The organism is Serratia sp. Sp408 (assembly GCF_057180665.1).
The window spans coordinates 697,667-715,419 of record NZ_JBXUFT010000001.1; the positions used below are offsets into that span (position 1 = coordinate 697,667).

Below are 17,753 nucleotides of genomic sequence, written 5' to 3' on the forward strand. Positions count from 1 at the left end.
GCTTCTCCGGCAGGGGTATTTCGCGCTTAAGGATAGCGAACAAGGGGATCGCCAGCCAGCCACGGCGGCGAAATTGCGCTGAGCATAAGAAACACCGATGACGTTTTTGCGACGGTTGGATGAATGTTTGTCTACCGTAGGCTATTCCTCCAGCGCCTGCTGCAGATCGGCGATCAGATCGTCGGCGTCCTCGATGCCCACCGACAGGCGCAGCAACTGTGGCGTAATGCCGGATTTCAGCCGCTGTTCCAGCGGGATTGAAGCGTGGGTCATGCTGAACGGCTGGCCGATCAGGCTTTCCACACCGCCCAGGCTTTCGGCCAGCGTGAACAGCGACAGGCGGCCAATCACCCGACGCGCATAGGCGTCATCCCCCTTCAGGCGCAGTGAGATCATACCGCCAAACTGTTGCATTTGCCGCGCCGCCAGCGCGTGTTGCGGATGGCTGGTCAGGCCGGGATAGTAGACGTTTTCCACCTGTGGTCGGCCCTCCAGCCACTGGGCGATACGCAGCGCACTGTGGCTGTGGCGTTCCATGCGCAGCGCCAGGGTACGGATACCGCGCAGGGTCAGGAAACTGCTGAATGGATCGAGGATGCCGCCCACCGCATTGTGCAAAAAGCCAAGCTGTTGCGCCAATTCGGGGTTGTCGCCGACCACCGCGACGCCGGCCACCACGTCGGAATGACCGTTCAGATATTTGGTGGCGGAATGCAGCACCACGTCGAACCCATACTCCAGTGGGCGCTGAAGCGCCGGCGAGGCGAAGGTATTATCCACTACGCCGATCAGTCGATGCTTTTTGGCGATCGCGGCGATGGCTGCCAGATCCGCCAGCTTCAGCAGCGGATTGGTCGGGGTTTCCACCCAGATCATTTTGGTATCGGGCTCGATCGCCTGTTCCAGCGCGGCGCTGTCGCCCGGGGCGACATAGGTCACCCGTAGCCCGGCGCTACGGCTGCGCACCTTCTCTAACAGGCGGTAGGTACCGCCATACAAATCGTCTACCGCCACCAGATGGCTGCCTTGATCGAGCAGTTCCAGTACCGTTGCGCAGGCCGCCAGTCCCGAGGCAAATGCATAACCGCGACTGCCGCCCTCCAGTTCGGCAATGGCGTTTTCCAGCGCGCTGCGCGTCGGATTGCCACTGCGTGAATATTCATAACCGGCAGGTTCGCCGGGCGCTGGTTGCGCATAGGTCGAGGTGGCGTAAATTGCCGGCATTACCGCGCCGGTAGCGTCCGGAGTGTAACCTGCATGCACGCTTTTAGTGGCAAATGTGCTCATGATGATTCCTTTTAGGCTAATTTCTGACGCCAGGCGTTCAGTACGTCGGTACGTGTGATAAGACCGAGGAAGCGCTCGCCGTCGAGCACTACCGCGACGTGGCCGTGAGAAAACGTCGCCATCAACTGCCGTTGATCGGCGTCTTTTTGCAGGGTTTGCACCGCGCGCGTCATGGCACGCTCGGCCGGCAGGTTGAAGTGACTGGCGTCGGCCTGCAGCGCATTGAGCAGATCCCATTCGTCAATCAGCCCGACCACGCGGTCGTTGTCCAGAACCGGCAGTTGTGAAATGTCATACAGCCGCATGCGTGCATGTACCACTGCCAGCGTGTCGTCCGGCGCGGCGGCAACCGTCGCACCCTCATCATGGCGATAGGCAATCAGATCGCGCAGGTCACCCTGCGGCGGGCGCTGCAGCAGTCCCTGCTCACGCAGCCAGTAATCGTTATACATTTTTGACAGGTATTTATTGCCGCTGTCGCAGACAAAGGTGACAACGCGTTTTGGCGTGGTCTGCGCACGGCAGTAGCGTAGCGCGGCAGCCAGCAGCGTACCGGTTGACGATCCGGACAGAATGCCTTCCTTGCGCAGTAGCTCGCGGGCGGTGCTGAACGCTTCACGATCGCTGATGCGATAGGCGTTGCGCAGCCGTTCGAAGTCACCGAGCGGTGGCACGAAGTCTTCGCCGATGCCCTCGACCAGCCAACTGCCGGCGTCGCCGATTTGGCCGTTATCAAGATAATCCGCCAGAATCGAGCCGGCCGGATCCGCCAGTACCAGCTCGGTGTCCGGCGAGACGGTGGAAAAATATTGGCTCAGCCCGCCCAGCGTGCCGCCGGAGCCAACGCCGACCACGATAGCGTCAATCTGCTGTTCCATCTGGCGCCACAGCTCCGGCGCGGTGGTCTTGGCATGCGCCGCCGGGTTGGCCGGGTTGTTGAACTGGTCAATATACAGCGCGCCGGGGGTTTCTGCCGCCAGCCGTTGGGCGTAGTCTTGATAATACGCCGGGTGACCCTTGCCGACGTCGGAGCGGGTCAGCAGCACTTCTGCGCCCAGCGCGCGCAGGTGGAAAATTTTCTCGCGGCTCATCTTGTCCGGCACCACCAGCAGCAACCGATAGCCTTTCATCGCCGCGACCAGTGCCAGCCCCAGCCCGGTGTTGCCGGCGGTGGCCTCAATGATGGTGCCGCCGGGGGACAGTTGTCCGTCGCGCTCCGCCTGTTCGATCATCGACAGCGCCACGCGGTCTTTGATCGAACCGCCGGGGTTTTGGTTTTCCAGCTTCACGAACAGGCGGCACGGGCCGGTATCAAACTGTGTCAGTTCCAGCATCGGCGTATTGCCGATGGTGTCGAGTGCGGATGTCGCGATTGCCATGGCTTTCTCCAGAATAATTCGGTTTTAAAACCGTTGTTTGGATGATAGCGCTGCAATTGTGGCTATTGAAAAGAACAAATAACCTGGTTATATGCGGTTTTGGAATATATTAGTCTTGATTTGGGCGTCAAGGCGTATAGCCGTATGGCGGTTAAAACGTTTGGCTGGCTGTTGGCACGAGTAGAGGCTGTAACGGCAACACAGCGCTGTCCGGTCAATCGGCAGTGGTACTAAAAATGGCTGTTTGGCACGGTTTTTACTCAATTTGTGGCCTAAAGCGTACAGTTATGTAAAAGTCCTGAAAATCACCGCTAAACCCTGCAAAAATAAGATAAATCTAATAAACTCACAGCAAGGGCCGTTTCGGTACATAACTTAAATTAATACGCAATCGCCGGGAGTTGGCGATTGGAATGATGTACCGGGCACTTCTCGCTGGTTGGCTGAAAACGCAACAGGTTTGAAAGTTAACGCTATTTCAATGGTTTGAAAGGACACTCTGGCGACGATATGATGAAAAAAAATTTATCTTCTTCCCTTAAAAAACTGACCTTTAGCGTCGGTATTCTTTGTCTTGCCTTGCCTGCGGTTCAGGCTGCCGCGCCACCGGCTCCGCCACAGGTCGATGCAAAGGCATTTGTATTGATGGACTACAACAGCGGCAAGATCCTGGCGGAAGGCAACCCGGATAGCCGGCTCGATCCAGCCAGTCTGACGAAAATCATGTCCAGCTATGTGATCGGTCAGGCAATCAAGGCCGGCAAGATCAAGCCGACCGATCTGGTTACCGTTGGTAAAGACGCCTGGGCTACCGGCAATCCGGTATTGCGCGGTTCATCGCTGATGTTTATCAAACCGGGCGATCGGGTGCCGGTGATGGAGCTGAACAAAGGTATCGTTATTCAGTCAGGCAACGACGCCAGCATTGCGCTGGCGGACTATGTGGCCGGCAGTCAGGAATCCTTTGTTTCATTGATGAACGGCTATGCCAAGCACCTAGGCCTGCAGAATACGCATTTCCTGACGGTACATGGTCTGGATGCCGAAGGACAATTCAGCACCGCGCGCGACATGGCGCTGCTGAGTCAGGCGCTGATTCGCGACGTGCCGGATGAATACGCGCTGCACAAGGAAAAGGAATTTACCTTCAACAAGATCCGCCAGGTAAACCGCAATCGGCTGCTATGGAGCAGCAATCTGTCGGTTGACGGCATCAAAACTGGCTATACCAGCGGCGCTGGCCACAATCTGGTGGCCTCCGCCACCGATGGCCCGATGCGGCTGATTTCGGTGGTGCTGGGTGCGCCGAGCGATCGCGTGCGTTTTAGCGAGAGCGAAAAGCTGCTGACCTGGGGCTTCCGTTTCTACGAAACCACCACGCCGATCAAGGCAGACAAGCCGTTTATCACCCAGCGGGTGTGGTTTGGCGACGTCGGTGAAGTGCCGTTGGGCGTCGCGAAAGATGCATCGATCACCATTCCGAAAGGGCAGATGAAAAACCTCAAAGCCAGCTATAAGCTCAACAGCGATAGCCTAAAGGCACCGTTGGCCAAGAATCAGGTGGTGGGCACCATCGACTTCCAGCTTGATGGCAAAGTCATCGATCAGCGCCCGCTGGTGGCGATGCAGGAAGTCAAAGAGGGGAACTTCTTCAGCCGGATCTGGGATCGGGTGATGATGACGCTGACCCAGTGGTTCGGCAGTATCTTCGGCTAAACCGGTTAGCGATCGGTTGCAGCCTGTGACGGGGCACCTTGAACGGCGCCCCGTCTGTTGTGCGGCATCAGCCAATCAGTTGCAGGCCACCACTTTGATCGCCAGCCCGCCTTGCGACGTTTCGCGATATTTGGCGTTCATGTCCTTGCCGGTTTCATACATGGTTTCGATCACCTTATCCAGGCACACGCGCGGCTCGCTGGTACGGCGTAGCGCCATGCGCGCGGCATTGACCGCCTTCACGGCGGAAATCGCGTTACGTTCGATACAGGGCACCTGAACCTGGCCGGCCAGCGGATCGCAGGTCAACCCCAGATGGTGCTCCATGGCGATTTCTGCCGCAATGCACACCTGAGCCGGGCTACCGCCCATCAATTCTGCCAGACCGGCAGCCGCCATCGAACAGGCTACTCCAACTTCGCCCTGACAGCCGACTTCGGCGCCAGAAATGGAGGCGTTCATTTTATACAGTGCGCCTATCACACCCGCGGTCAGGAAGAAGCGGCTGTAGGAATTGGTATTCACCGGTCGGATGAACCGATCGTAATACGCCAGCACCGCCGGAATGATCCCGCAGGCACCGTTGGTCGGCGCGGTAACCACCCGTCCGCCGGCGGCATTTTCTTCGTTCACTGCGAAGGCGAACATATTGATCCAATCCACCACGTTCATCGGATCGATATTGTTTTTGTCGCCGGTGACCAGCATGCGGCGCAACGCGGCGGCGCGGCGCTGTACCTTCATCGGCCCTGGCAGCAGTCCTTCCGTGTTCATACCGCGCTCGATACCGTCACGCATTACCTGCCATACGGCGGCGAAATGGGCGTCGATCTGGTCTTTGCTGCGCAGCGCCAGTTCGTTCTGCATCACCAGCCCGGACAGTGACAGGCCGGTGTCCTTACAGTGTTGTTGCAGATCGCGTGCGCTGTGATACGGGTACGGCAGTGGCCGTGCATCGCTGGCGGGCAGGCCAAAATGCGCTTCATCGACGATAAAACCACCGCCGATCGAATAATAGGTTTGGCTGTGCAGCAACTGTTCCTCGGCGAACGCACGGATGCGCATGCCGTTTTCATGCAGCGGCAGATTGTCGTGGTGGAAATTCATGCTGCTGGCCAAGGGGAAATCCACCTGATGGCGGCCACCGGCAATCGGCAGACGAGCGGTGACTTCTACGTCACGGATAAAGCCGGGGATGCTGTCAATGTCCACGTCATGCGGCAGGTTGCCTGCCAGCCCCATGATAATCGCAATGTCGGTATGGTGGCCCTTACCGGTCAGCGACAGCGACCCATAGACATCCACCACGATATGACGGGTTTGCTCGAGTAGCCCGCCGTCAATCAAATCGTCGACAAACTGTTTGCCGGCTTTCATCGGACCGACGGTGTGGGAACTGGATGGACCAATGCCAATTTTGAAAATATCGAAAACGCTAACCATGGTCTCGCCTCCTTATAATGAATAAAGGCGTCAATCAAAAAGGGGAATGGGGTCGTGCAGAAGTGCCGGCGCACGGAGCGCCGGCGGTACGGGATCAACTGAACAGGGTGTACAGGATGGCCGACATGGCGATCAGACCCATCAGCACCACGAAGGCGTTGCTGATATGCCCGCTGTACTTGCGCATGGCAGGCACTTTGCGAATGGCATACATCGGCATCAGGAACAGCAGCATGGCGATAATTGGGCCGCCGAGGGTTTCAATCATGCCCAGAATGCTTGGGTTCAGCGTTGCCACGATCCAGGTGGTTACCAGCATGAAGATGGCGGTGATGCGGTTCAGCTTGTTGGTGCTGATGGTTTTGCCGCGGCTCTTCAGGGATTTATGCACCATACCGTTAAAGCCTTCACGGGCGCCAAGGTAGTGACCCAGGAACGATTTGGTGATGGCAACGAAGGCGATTACCGGCGCGATGTATTCAATCATCGGGTTATGGAAGTGGTTTGCCAGGTAAGACAGAATCGAAATGTTCTGTGCCTTGGCTTCCGCCAGGTTGGCCGGTGACAGGCTCAGCACGCAGCTGAACACGAAGAACATCACGGTCAGTACCATCATGATGTGTGCGTAAGCCAAAATGCGTGAACATTTCTTCTCGGCGTCCGCGCCGTATTCTTCGCGTTTTGCCACAGCAAAGGCGGAGATGATTGGCGAGTGGTTGAACGAGAACACCATCACCGGAATCGCCAGCCACAGCGTCATGATCAGGCCGTGACCCAGACCGGCACCGCTGCCAGACAGTGACACGTTTTCGAAGATGGCGCCGGTCCAGTTAGGGATCAGATACAGCGCCAGCAGCATCAGTACCGCGACAAACGGGAATACCAGAATGCTCATGGTTTTAACGATGGCCTGTTCGCCAAAGCGCACGATGGTCATCAGCCCGAGGATCAGGATTAACGACAGAATGGCGCGCGGCGGCGACGTCATGCCCAACTGGTGAGTAATGAAGCTGTCGACGGTATTGGTGATAGCGACGCTGTAAACCAGCAGAATCGGATAGATGGCAAAGAAGTACAGCAGGGTAATCAGCTTACCGGCGCTGATGCCAAAGTGTTCTTCTACCACTTCGGTGATGTCTTCGCCGGGGTTTTTGCCGGACAGTACGAAGCGGCACAGGCCACGGTGGGCGAAGAAAGTCATTGGGAAGGCGATAATCGCCATGATGATCAGTGGAATCAAACCACCGATGCCGGCGTTGATCGGCAGGAATAGCACACCGGCGCCAATTGCCGTGCCGTACAGGCCCAGCATCCACATGGTGTCAGTTTTGCGCCAGGTACTGCTGGAACCCGAAGCCGCAGAGGCAATAGTGCCGGTCTGAGTAGTGTCCATAAATATCTCCGAAGTGAACACGTTAATTTAAAATTAATAAAACGTAAGCTTAAAACCCTCGACGTAATAGAACATTGGCGCCGACGGTGAAATCAAATGTGACTGTCGGGGATAAGTACGTCCCCCTGGTTATATATTGTGCTAAGCACCGTTGCCGGTTAACTGGTTGCAAATTTTTCTGCCGCAGGCAGGCAGATAAATGCCTTTTATGCCGGAGGATACCTGTCCGCCGATTTTGTTGGCGGCAAGATAACGATTTGCAGCAGAAACAACCGTGATCACGCTCTCAAATGCACAATATGCGCAGGCATAGGCTTTTTTGTGTTTTTTTAATGCACCTGTTGCGCATTTGTGTAATATTTTGTGCTGAAAGCGCTCTCAGCAGAACCTCTATGTTTATCTGGTTTGTTGAAACTTTGACCAGATAAAAGGCTGCTTTTAGGAATAAGTCGAGCAATATATTTTATGCGGGTGGCGTGATCTAGTTAAAAACTGTCAATAAGCGTTTTTAGTGATGTAGATCACATTTGTTGTTTAAGTGGGGTTTTTGTTAATATATTGATTTAATTCATTTATTTTTGTTTTTTGCTCAGTATTGGTCGTTGCCCTTATTGACTCTCATCGGTATAAATCTGCGCAATCATTCATCATATAAATAACCGTGCCAGATTGTTTTTTCAGCAATTTGGTTAATTCAATGTGAATATTTAGATAAGAATCTTCTTGCTCTTTGTCATATAAATAGCGGCCGTTATTACGGCGTCCGCGGATTAATGCATCAGGATTACCAATACGCTAAAAAATGCCGTCGCACTTTGTTGCAATTTATTAACCTGGCGCCGCAGAAAAATCGCGCTACGCGTCGATCGATCGCGCATTAATTGCACAGTATTACGCAGTATTTTCGGTAGGGGAAACCGCCGGGCAGTCCGCCGGCGGTGAATAAATCATCAATAGCGAAGGGCGATACCGTGCTGGTCAAAGAACTCGCTGAATGCATGGTCGGGTTGCCGATCGGTAATGATGCGGTCAAATTGGCTCAGTGGTGCGATACAGGCCGGTTTCACCTTGCCGAACTTACTGTGGTCGGCCACCAGAATGGACTGCTGCGCCATCGCCATGGCGCGGTGTTTCATTTCCAGTTCATCAAAGTTGAAACAGGTTGCCCCCTGTTGCAGGCTGAGGCCAGCGGCGGAGATAAACGCCAGGTTCGGGCAGATATGATCCATCTCGTTGTGTTTGCCGACGCCGCTGAAGATGTAGTTATTGGGTTTGAATTCGCCACCGCACAGGATCACCGTGCACTGTGGTTTGTCCTGCAATGCCAGGAAAGTATTTAAGGAGTGGCAGACGGCAACAAACGGCAGATCGTCGGAGATAGCGTCAATAATTGCCGGGGTGGTGGTACCGCAGTCGAAAAATACCGTGTCGTTTTCGTTGACCAACGGCGCGGCAAGCAACCCGATACGCCGTTTTTCGTTGACCTGTTTGGCTTTTTGGTCGGAGACAAAATAGTGGGTAACGCCGTTGTTGCGTGGATCGGCTACCACATAACCGCCGAGCAGCACCACGGCGGCAGGCTCGGCGCTAAGATCGCGACGGATGGTCATTTCAGAGACGCCCAGTAGTGCAGCGGCTTCTTTTAAATGAATCTTGTCAGCACGCTTTAGCGCCTGGATTAGTCGGTTGATACGCTCTTCGCGCCGCGTTTCCATGTCGTGTTCCCAAAGGTCTAGAAATAAAGAATCATGTTGCAGCTTGCGCGGGCCGCTACACCGAAAAGGTGATAAGCACAAAAATGCGGGGCTGCGTATAGAACGCATTACCCCGCATGTTATTCGCCCGGTTAACGGTGGCGCAGTCAACCGTCAGAATCAGTAACTGCCGGCAGCGGCCTCGGCACCGGAAACGATTGCGACGCCGGAGCTGGTACCAATACGCGTGGCGCCTGCGGCGATCATCTTCTCGGCGGTGGCACGGTCGCGCACCGCGCCAGACGCCTTCACGCCCATTTCACTGCCGACGGTTTCACGCATCAGCTTGACGTGCTCTTCGCGTGCGCCGCCGGTGCTGAAACCGGTGGAGGTTTTCACGAAGGCGACCTCAAGTTCGCGGCACATTTCACACACTTGTACGATTTGCGCGTCGCTGAGCAGACAGGTTTCCAATATTACCTTCAACGGGATCGCGGCGCAAACCTCGCGCACTGCGGCGATGTCGGCTTTTACCCGATCGTTGAGGCCGCTTTTCAGCCAACCGACGTTGATCACCATATCGATTTCCTGCGCCCCGGCAGCGATGGCCGCTTTGGCCTCGAACGCCTTGGCCACCGTCAGACCCGCACCCAGTGGGAAACCAATCACCGAACAAACTTTGACCTCGCTTTCCTGCAGCAGGTGTGCCGCCAGCGGAACGTAGCCGGAGTTAACACAGACCGCATAAAAATTGTGCTGTTGTGCTTCTTCGCACAGTTTGGCGATTTGCGCTTCACTGGCGTCCATCGCCAGCAGGGTGTGATCGATATAGCGAGCGTAGTCAATGTTTTCAATAGTCATTGCGATTCCTTAATCAGAGTCAGCCAGATAAACGTGAGTAATGTGAGAATTATAACATCTGTCACGGTGCAAATATAGATTGTTTTAGCGTGTAACCGGTGATTCATAGTTGCGATCGATGTCACACATATAACAATCACGCGTTGATAATGTTATTTAATTAACATCATATGATTAAAAAAACAACGGGGACACAACGATGGATATTGCAGTAATCGGTTCGAACATGGTGGATTTAATCAGCTATATCGACCAGATGCCAAAGGCCGGAGAAACGCTGGAGGCAGCGGAATTTGAGCTGGGTTGCGGTGGTAAGGGGGCCAACCAGGCGGTAGCGGCCGCCAGGATGGGGGCCGATGTGATGATGGTGACACGGGTAGGGGACGATCTGTTTGCCGATAACACGCTGCGTAACCTGCAACGGGCCGGTATTGATACGCGTTTTGTGAAGAAAGTGCCGGGCGTCAGCAGTGGCGTTGCGCCGATATTTGTCGATCGTTCAACCTCGCAAAACCGTATCTTGATCGTCAAAGGGGCTAATAATCACCTGTTGCCGGCAGATATCGACCAGGCCGCCGATGCCCTGCAACAGTGTCGATTGATCATTTTGCAACTCGAGATTCCACTGGAGACGGTGTATGCGGCGATTGATTTTGCACGGCGACATCACATCAAGGTGATCCTTAATCCAGCCCCCGCAGCGCGCGAGCTGGATATTCGCTACGCCTGCCAATGCGAATTCTTTATCCCCAATGAAACCGAGCTGGAAATTCTTACCGGCATGCCGGTCGACAACGATGACAATATTCGCCGCGCCGGCCAGAGCCTGCTGGATCAAGGCTTGCGCAACCTGATTGTTACTCTTGGACAACGCGGCGCACTGTGGATGACTGACAACAGCTGTGAGCATGTTGCGTCGCTGCCAGTGAGGGCGCTGGATACCAGCGGCGCCGGCGACGCATTTATCGGCTGCTTCGCGCAGCATTATATTCGTCAAAACGATGTCCTGAGCGCCATGCAGCAGGCGGTTGCCTATGCCGCCTATAGCGTCACCGGCAAGGGCACGCAGCGTTCTTATCCTGATGCTGCGCAGTTCCATGACTTTATCTCCACCAGACAACAAGGAGTATAAAATGCGCCAGACCATCGAGCAGCAAGCAGACGGTTATCTGAACAGGACGCCGCTGTTTCAATTTATCCTGTTGTCCTGTCTGTTCCCGTTGTGGGGCTGTGCCGCCAGCCTGAACGACATTCTGATAACCCAGTTCAAGAGCGTGTTTGCGCTGAGCGATTTCGCCAGCGCGCTGGTACAGAGCGCGTTCTATGGCGGTTATTTTCTGATTGCCATTCCGGCATCGCTGGTGATTAAAAACAGCAGTTACAAAGCGGCAATTCTGATCGGCCTGACGCTGTATATCGTCGGTTGCATGCTGTTTTATCCCGCTTCGCATATGGCGACCTATACCATGTTTCTGGCGGCGATTTTCGCCATTGCCATTGGCTTGAGCTTTTTGGAAACCGCTGCCAACACCTACAGTTCGATGATTGGTCACCGCGATTACGCAACGCTGCGGTTGAACGTCAGCCAGACGTTTTATCCGGTGGGGGCGCTAATGGGCATCGTACTGGGAAAATATCTGGTATTTCAGGAAGGGGACAGCCTGGAAGCGCAGATGGCCGGCATGTCGCCGGATCAGGTTCATCAGTTCCGCCTGTCGATGCTGGAACATACGCTGGAACCGTACAAATACCTGATTATGGTGCTGGTGGTGGTGATGCTGCTGTTCCTGCTGACCCGTTATCCACGCTGCAAGCCGCAAGATGAGCAGGGTGAGCAGGCCGCGGCGCCGGCATTGGGGGAAACGCTGAAATACCTGGCGGGCAACGCGCGGTTCCGTAAAGGCATTGCCGCACAGTTTTTATATGTCGGCATGCAGGTGGCGGTGTGGTCGTTCACCATCCGTTTGGCGTTGAACCTCGGGGCGGCCAACGAACGTGATGCGTCCAACTTTATGATTTACAGCTTTATCTGCTTCTTTATCGGCAAGTTTATTGCCAACTTCCTGATGACCCGCTTCAAAGCCGAAAAAGTGCTGATTGTCTATGCGCTGCTGGGCCTGGTTACGCTGGCCTATGTAGCGCTGGCGCCGAACTTTACCGCCGTTTACGCAGCGGTGTTTGTTAGCGTGCTGTTCGGCCCCTGCTGGGCGACCATTTATGCCGGTACCCTGGCAACGGTAGAAAACAAATATACCGAAGTGGCCGGGGCGATCATCGTCATGTCGATTGTCGGCGCGGCGTTTGTTCCGGCATTGCAGGGTTATGTTTCCGACCGTCTTGGTTCGATGCAACAGGCGTTTGTGGTCTCGCTACTGTGTTTTGCCTATGTCGGGTTCTATTTTTTGGCGGAGCTTCGCCATCAAAAACGTCAGACTGCGCACAGAATGGCTACCGATCAATCATAAGGAGAATGCGGATGAAAGCGAAAATACATTTATTTCCTGAGTTGTTCGGTCCTGCACCGCGTGAGGTATACCGCTGTGCATCATTCTGCGTAACGGCGTTTCGCTATCCCAGCGGCATTGCCGGTTTAACGCTGGCGAATAGCCGCGGCCATCTGACGGTGCTGCCGTACTACGGGCAGATGATCTGGGACGCGCAGTTCGACGGCCATGATTTAAAAATGGAGAATATGTTTAGCCAGCCGCGGCCAGGCGACAACATTGTAGATACTTATGGTTGCTTTGCCTTCCATTCGGGACTGTTGAGCAACGGCTGCCCGTCGCCGGAGGACAGTCATTCGCTGCATGGCGAAATGCCGTGTGCGACCATGGACGCAGCCTGGCTGGAGGTGGAGGGCGATCGGCTGGCGATAGGCGGCAGCGTAGAATATGTCAAAGGATTCGGCCACCGTTATCGAGCGCAGCCGGCGGTGAGGTTGACGGCGTGCAGCGCGCAGTTCGATATTGAAATGCAGGTCACCAATCTGGCCGGTGTGCCAATGCCGCTACAATATATGTGTCATATGAATTATGCCTATGTGGCGGGCGCGACGTTTCGACAGAATTTGCCCGGTTCAGCGCTGCAACTGCGTGAAAGCATCCCGGCGCACGTTAAGCCGACGCCGTCATGGTTGGCGTTTACTCAACGTCTGGCCGAGCGTGGTCAAGGGGTCTGCGAATTGAGCGAGCCGCAGCATTACGATCCGGAAATCGTCTTTTTTGCCGATCGACTGTCGCAGTATGTCGACCAGGCCGAGTTCTTCATGCTCGCGCCGCAGGGGCACCGGTTCGTGACACGCTTTTCCACCGAGCAGTTCAATTATGCCACGCGCTGGATTTTGCATAATGCGGATCAGAAGGTTGCCGCGTTTGTTTTACCGGCAACCTGTCGGCCTGAGGGGTATCTGGCGGCTGAACGCGCCGGGAGCTTGCTGATGCTTGCCGCTGGCGAAAGCCGGGCGTTTTGTGTGACCACCGGGGTCGTTTAAATAACGGGGCGGTAACGCCCCGCAGGTGATTACTCTTTTACCCAGCCTTTGCGGATCGGGAAGGCAAACAGGAAGCGATACAGCCGTTCCAGTTTGGCGGCAATCAGATCGCCAAACAGATTCCATACCAGTTGCGCGAACAGACAGCCAACCATGCCCAGCAACAACCCGCCCACCATATCCAGCGGCCAGTGTACGCCAAGATAGACGCGTGACCAGGCAATGCCTGCCGCGACAACCATCAACATGATGCCGGACCACATGCGGTGCCAGCACAAAAATGCAATGGCAAAGGTGAAAATCGCAGTGCCGTGATCGCTGGGGAAGGAGCTGTCAGGAGCATGTTGCAGGAAGGTATAACCGATGCCGGCAACGAATGGCCGTTCGTGCGGTAGCAGCATGCCGATGGAGGCTGAGGCCAACAGGGAAAAACCGAGAGCAATTGTCGTCTTCGCCACTACCGCACGTTGTGAAACCAGCGCGTTTTTTGGCCCCCATAACCACAGTCCGACAATCAGCAGCGGGACGATGGCGATCAGATCGCGTGCCAGGAAGGTGGCGAGATCGATCGTCCATTCTGGCGAGGCCGGGGTCGCGTTAATCCAGGCGAAAAGAAGATAATTCAACTGCTCCATTATAGTTACCTCGTCTTGCGGCTTAAGTAGCCGCTAACCCACCAATAAACAGCCAGTTGGCTGAACCAAACCCACCAACCTGCCCACAGGTTATGGGAAAAGAAATGTGCGCCGCGCATCACCTGGCCAAAGCCCATCAGCATGCCGAGCGTGAGGCCGCCAAACCACCAGGTATAAGCGATGCGCGGCCGCAGCGGATAAAACAGAAAAAACACCGCCATCAGCGCAAATCCGCTGGAGGCATGCCCACCCGGGAAGCAGCGTCCCGGCCCCGGGTGGGGCGGTACCGCGCCCAGCAGGGGATAGGACATCGCCTGACCGCCGTATTCCAGCAGGTCCCATGGGCAGGAGTGCGCGCTGCTGGCCTTCAGGACGCCGACCACCAAGGGGCCGATACCCAGCAGCAGCATGCAGAACGCCAAACGCGCATGCCGCTGGTAGATCGCCCACAGCAAGCTGGCCGCTGCCGCGCCGATCACGCTTATTTTCAGCAGTCGATGATTGATTAAATCGAGCCAAAAATTGTTTTGCCAGGGAAAATGCCCGCTGGCAGCGTCATACCAGTAATTGCTGATCGCCCAGTCCAGTTGCTCGTTGCGTGAAAGCCACATCAACAGCAAGCCACTGACCAACAAACCAAAAACCTGCCAACGGTAAAAGGATGTCGGCAAAGAGTAAATGGCAGATGTCTTAATATGTGGTGTTGTTGAGGTTTGATTTAACAAAGGTTGTGCCAGTTTTTGTCGCTTCACAGGGGCGCTCGCGAGATAACAGGGATATGCCGACTGTAATAATTCTGTCTTAAGAAAACCTTAATACGGAATTTTGCGTTATTTATCCGTTTTTTATGCTGTATTTTATTTTTATGTTGGTTGTTAAGTTTATAGATATCTATATGTAAAGAAGATTAAACCGTTGGCATGTGGCAAGGGAGTGTATTAACGTATGCTCGGATTTTAGGAAAATCATAGGGAAAGTTAATGAAAAAGATCTCTTTGCTGGTTGCCGGCATGCTGATGGCAACCACCGCCGGTGCGGCGACCTCTGCGACCGACAACGACCCCCTCAGCCAACAGCCGCTGGAAAAGGTAGCGCCTTATCCGCAGGCAGAGAAGGGCATGACGCGACAGGTCATTTACCTGCCGAAGCAGGACCATGAAGAAAACTTTAAAGTGGAACTGCTGATTGGCAAGACGCTGGAAGTGGACTGCAACCGCCATATGATGGGCGGCAAACTGGAAAGCAAGACGCTGTCCGGCTGGGGTTACGATTATCTGGTGCTGGATAAACTGTCTGCGCCAGCCTCTACCATGATGGCCTGTCCAGACGGTAGCAAGCACCGGCAGTTTGTGGCGGCAAATCTGGGGGATGCCGCAATGCAGCGCTATAACAGCCGCCTGCCGATCGTGGTCTATGTGCCGCAGGACGTGGAGGTGAAATACCGCGTGTGGCAAGCCGCTGAAACCGTTAACAGCGCGGTGAAGAAGTAATTATCCGCCGTTGTAGCCGCTTACTGATGTTCGCGGCATTCAACTGCCAATGCAATGCCCCGGTGACGGCGACCTCACCGGGGCATTGCGTTTATGGCGTGACGATATTAAACCAGAAGTCGAACTTATCCATATAGCCCAACAGTTCGTTTAGCTTTTGGCTATCGCCGGTGATTTTTACATCCCCTTTGTCTTGCTCTTCTTTCAGCGTCTGTTCTTTCAGAACGATACGGTTCAAGGCGTCACGGGAAAGCGTAATCGTCGCATCGGCGTCTTTGGCTTCGGCGTTGGCGGTGTGGTTGAGCACGCCGTTTTCCAATTCGATTTTGTATTTACCGTCTTGCTCGCCGAAGTCAAAGTTCAGCACGATATGCGCCTTGGCGGCTTTTTCACCGTTAATATGCACGCCTAAATAGTCAAAGAACATCTCCGGCGTCATGGCGCGTACCGTGTCCGGACTGGCGGTATTTGGCGTTGGTAATTGCTTGACGCCGTTGCGCAACTCTTGTGCCCCGGTCAGGTAGAAGTTGCGCCACGGGCCGGATTCTGCCTGGTAGCCAAGCTGTTCCAGCGCATCCGCCTCAAGGTGGCGAGCCGCTTCGTTCTTGGGATCGGCAAAGACCACTTTACTGACCACCTGTGCTACCCAGCGATAGTTGCCCCGATCATAGTCAGCCTTGGCTTTCTGCAGAATATTGTCCGCGCCGCCCATGTACTCAACGAATTTCTTCGCCGCTTCTTCTGGCGGCAGTTCATCCAGCGTGGCCGGGTTACCATCAAACCAGCCAAGATAAAGCACATAGGTGGCCTTGACGTCATGACTTACCGACCCGTAATAGCCACGGTTAGCCCAGGCCGTGGCGAGCGCGGGCGGCAGGGTAAAGTTGGCGGCGATTTCGTCGCGCGTTAGACCTTGGTTCGCCATACGCAGCGTTTGGTCGTTGATATACCGATACAGGTCACGCTGGCTTTTCAGCAGGTTTTTAACGTTGTCGTTACCCCAGGTCGGCCAATGGTGTTGCGCCATGATAATTTCGGCTTTGTCACCCCATAACTGCAATGCATCGTTGATATATTTTGACCAAGGCAGCGGTTCACGAATTTTTGCCCCGCGCAGAGAATAGGTGTTGTGCAGCGTATGTGTGACGTCTTCTGCTGCTTCAATCAGCTTTTTCTCTTCGATATACCACAGCATTTCAGCTGGCGCTTCAGAGCCTGGAGCCAGCATAAAGTCATAGGTCAATCCGTCGATCACTTCCTTCTGACCGGTTTTGGTAATGTAGTTCGTAGGTGCGATCAGGGTCACGGTTCCAGCGGAGGTTGTGGTACCCAGACCGGCGCCGACCTGTCCTCTGGCCTCTGGTTTGAGCAGGTTGCCATACATGTAACTGGCGCGGCGGCTCATCACGTTGCCCGCCATGATATTTTCGGCGACCGCAGAATCCATAAAGCCGTCAGGCGCATAAATTTTCACTTTGCCGTTTTTGACATCTGCTTCGTCTACCACGCCGCGTACGCCACCGTAGTGGTCAACGTGGCTGTGGGTGTAGATCACTGCAACCACCGGTTTCTTGCCACGATTCTTATAGTACAGTTCCATACCGACCTTGGCGGTTTCTGCTGATACCAATGGATCGACCACCGTGATGCCTTCTTTCCCTTCAATAATGGTCATATTGGAAAGATCGAGGTTACGAATTTGATACACCCCATCGGTGACTTCAAACAAGCCGCTAATATTGATGAGTTGCGATTGCCGCCACAGGCTGGGGTTGACCGTATCGGGGGCTTTTTCCCCCTCTTTAATAAATGCGTATTGTTGCGGGTTCCAGATAACGTTGCCCTTTTCGCCTTTAATTATCTCTTGCGGTAGAGGGGCAATAAAACCTTTGTGGGCGTTGGTAAAGTCGGTGTTATCGGAGAAGGGGAGTTGTTCATACAGGGCATTATTTGCCTGTTTTGTCGCCGCTGTCGCATCTTTTGTTGTTTCTTGTGCCAAGCCAGGCATCGCTATGGTAGTGAGTAATCCCGCTAAGGCGAGGCTTTTGACGATTGGTTTTAGTCTCATCTGTTGGCCTTTTAGTGATGTAGGGAACATATCCCTGTGTTGGGAACGTAGAATAGTTTCCCATCGGTATGTTCAGTGATGCTAAATAATTGAGATGTAAAAATAAATATAATACAACATTTACATTTTGCAAGTTTTAGACATGGAATTAATTATTAATGTAAGCGTAGGTAATTTTTTTAATTGCTGGAGTTTGGGCTGCAAATTCCCTGGCTGGCCTATCTGGTAATATACAGGGGGCATATTTTAATTTTATTTAAACCATGGAATAATATGAAATGCAATAAATTAGAAATA

At 54.3% G+C, this 17,753-nt stretch carries 14 protein-coding genes; 5 read left to right on the plus strand and 9 right to left on the minus strand.

The genetic code is table 11. From position 1 onward, the window contains the following. Positions 1-141: 141 nt before the first annotated feature. On the minus strand, positions 142-1,287 hold the full coding sequence (locus tag AC2AXP_RS03375; RefSeq protein WP_449145101.1) for a trans-sulfuration enzyme family protein: 1,146 nt from the start codon (positions 1,285-1,287) through the stop codon (positions 142-144). Between the two features lie 11 nt (positions 1,288-1,298). Continuing rightward, positions 1,299-2,666 (minus strand): pyridoxal-phosphate dependent enzyme, encoded by a 1,368-nt coding sequence (locus tag AC2AXP_RS03380; protein ID WP_198772776.1) that lies wholly within the window; start codon positions 2,664-2,666, stop codon positions 1,299-1,301. A 510-nt stretch (positions 2,667-3,176) separates the two neighbouring features. On the opposite strand from AC2AXP_RS03380, the gene AC2AXP_RS03385 reads away from it, so the two are divergent. Continuing rightward, positions 3,177-4,382 (plus strand): serine hydrolase, encoded by a 1,206-nt coding sequence (locus AC2AXP_RS03385; protein WP_164844322.1) that lies wholly within the window; start codon positions 3,177-3,179, stop codon positions 4,380-4,382. A 75-nt stretch (positions 4,383-4,457) separates the two neighbouring features. Here AC2AXP_RS03385 and AC2AXP_RS03390 read toward each other — a convergent pair whose 3' ends face one another. The 4 genes from AC2AXP_RS03390 to deoC all read right to left on the minus strand — a co-directional run bounded on the left by AC2AXP_RS03390 (position 4,458) and on the right by deoC (position 9,773). Further along, on the minus strand, positions 4,458-5,825 hold the full coding sequence (locus AC2AXP_RS03390; RefSeq protein ID WP_004965156.1) for an L-serine ammonia-lyase: 1,368 nt from the start codon (positions 5,823-5,825) through the stop codon (positions 4,458-4,460). Between the two features lie 94 nt (positions 5,826-5,919). Further along, a complete protein-coding gene (locus AC2AXP_RS03395; protein WP_004965152.1) occupies positions 5,920-7,218 on the minus strand; it encodes an HAAAP family serine/threonine permease in 1,299 nt (432 codons plus the stop codon). A 950-nt stretch (positions 7,219-8,168) separates the two neighbouring features. Further along, complete coding sequence (gene deoR, locus AC2AXP_RS03400) at positions 8,169-8,933, minus strand: DNA-binding transcriptional repressor DeoR (protein ID WP_004965150.1); 765 nt, start codon at positions 8,931-8,933, stop codon at positions 8,169-8,171. Between the two features lie 159 nt (positions 8,934-9,092). Next, complete coding sequence (deoC, locus tag AC2AXP_RS03405) at positions 9,093-9,773, minus strand: deoxyribose-phosphate aldolase (RefSeq protein ID WP_004965147.1); 681 nt, start codon at positions 9,771-9,773, stop codon at positions 9,093-9,095. Positions 9,774-9,972: 199 nt separating this feature from the next. Here deoC and rbsK point away from each other — a divergent pair, with 199 nt between their 5' ends. From rbsK to AC2AXP_RS03420, 3 genes are read left to right on the plus strand one after another with little or no spacing between them, the layout of a single operon-like run. Continuing rightward, entirely contained in the window at positions 9,973-10,905 is a 933-nt protein-coding gene (gene rbsK / locus AC2AXP_RS03410; protein ID WP_004965145.1) for a ribokinase, read from the plus strand. Position 10,906: 1 nt separating this feature from the next. Next, positions 10,907-12,238: an L-fucose:H+ symporter permease gene (gene fucP, locus AC2AXP_RS03415; RefSeq protein ID WP_484381410.1), complete on the plus strand. Its 1,332-nt coding sequence runs from the start codon at positions 10,907-10,909 to the stop codon at positions 12,236-12,238. Positions 12,239-12,249: 11 nt separating this feature from the next. Continuing rightward, a complete protein-coding gene (locus tag AC2AXP_RS03420; RefSeq protein ID WP_484381411.1) occupies positions 12,250-13,263 on the plus strand; it encodes an aldose 1-epimerase family protein in 1,014 nt (337 codons plus the stop codon). Positions 13,264-13,292: 29 nt separating this feature from the next. Here the strand turns inward: AC2AXP_RS03420 and ybjG are convergent, their stop codons facing one another. Next, positions 13,293-13,898 (minus strand): undecaprenyl-diphosphate phosphatase, encoded by a 606-nt coding sequence (gene ybjG / locus AC2AXP_RS03425; protein ID WP_004965137.1) that lies wholly within the window; start codon positions 13,896-13,898, stop codon positions 13,293-13,295. 5 nt (positions 13,899-13,903) lie between these two features. Next, positions 13,904-14,650 carry a phosphatase PAP2 family protein gene (locus AC2AXP_RS03430; protein WP_088499639.1) on the minus strand — a complete coding sequence of 249 codons (747 nt, stop codon included), beginning with the start codon at positions 14,648-14,650 and terminating at the stop codon, positions 13,904-13,906. 228 nt (positions 14,651-14,878) lie between these two features. On the opposite strand from AC2AXP_RS03430, the gene eco reads away from it, so the two are divergent. Beyond that, entirely contained in the window at positions 14,879-15,388 is a 510-nt protein-coding gene (eco, locus tag AC2AXP_RS03435; protein ID WP_004965129.1) for a serine protease inhibitor ecotin, read from the plus strand. A gap of 91 nt (positions 15,389-15,479) precedes the next feature. Here the strand turns inward: eco and AC2AXP_RS03440 are convergent, their stop codons facing one another. After that, positions 15,480-17,456 (minus strand): alkyl/aryl-sulfatase, encoded by a 1,977-nt coding sequence (locus tag AC2AXP_RS03440; protein WP_371901475.1) that lies wholly within the window; start codon positions 17,454-17,456, stop codon positions 15,480-15,482. Positions 17,457-17,753 lie beyond the last annotated feature (297 nt).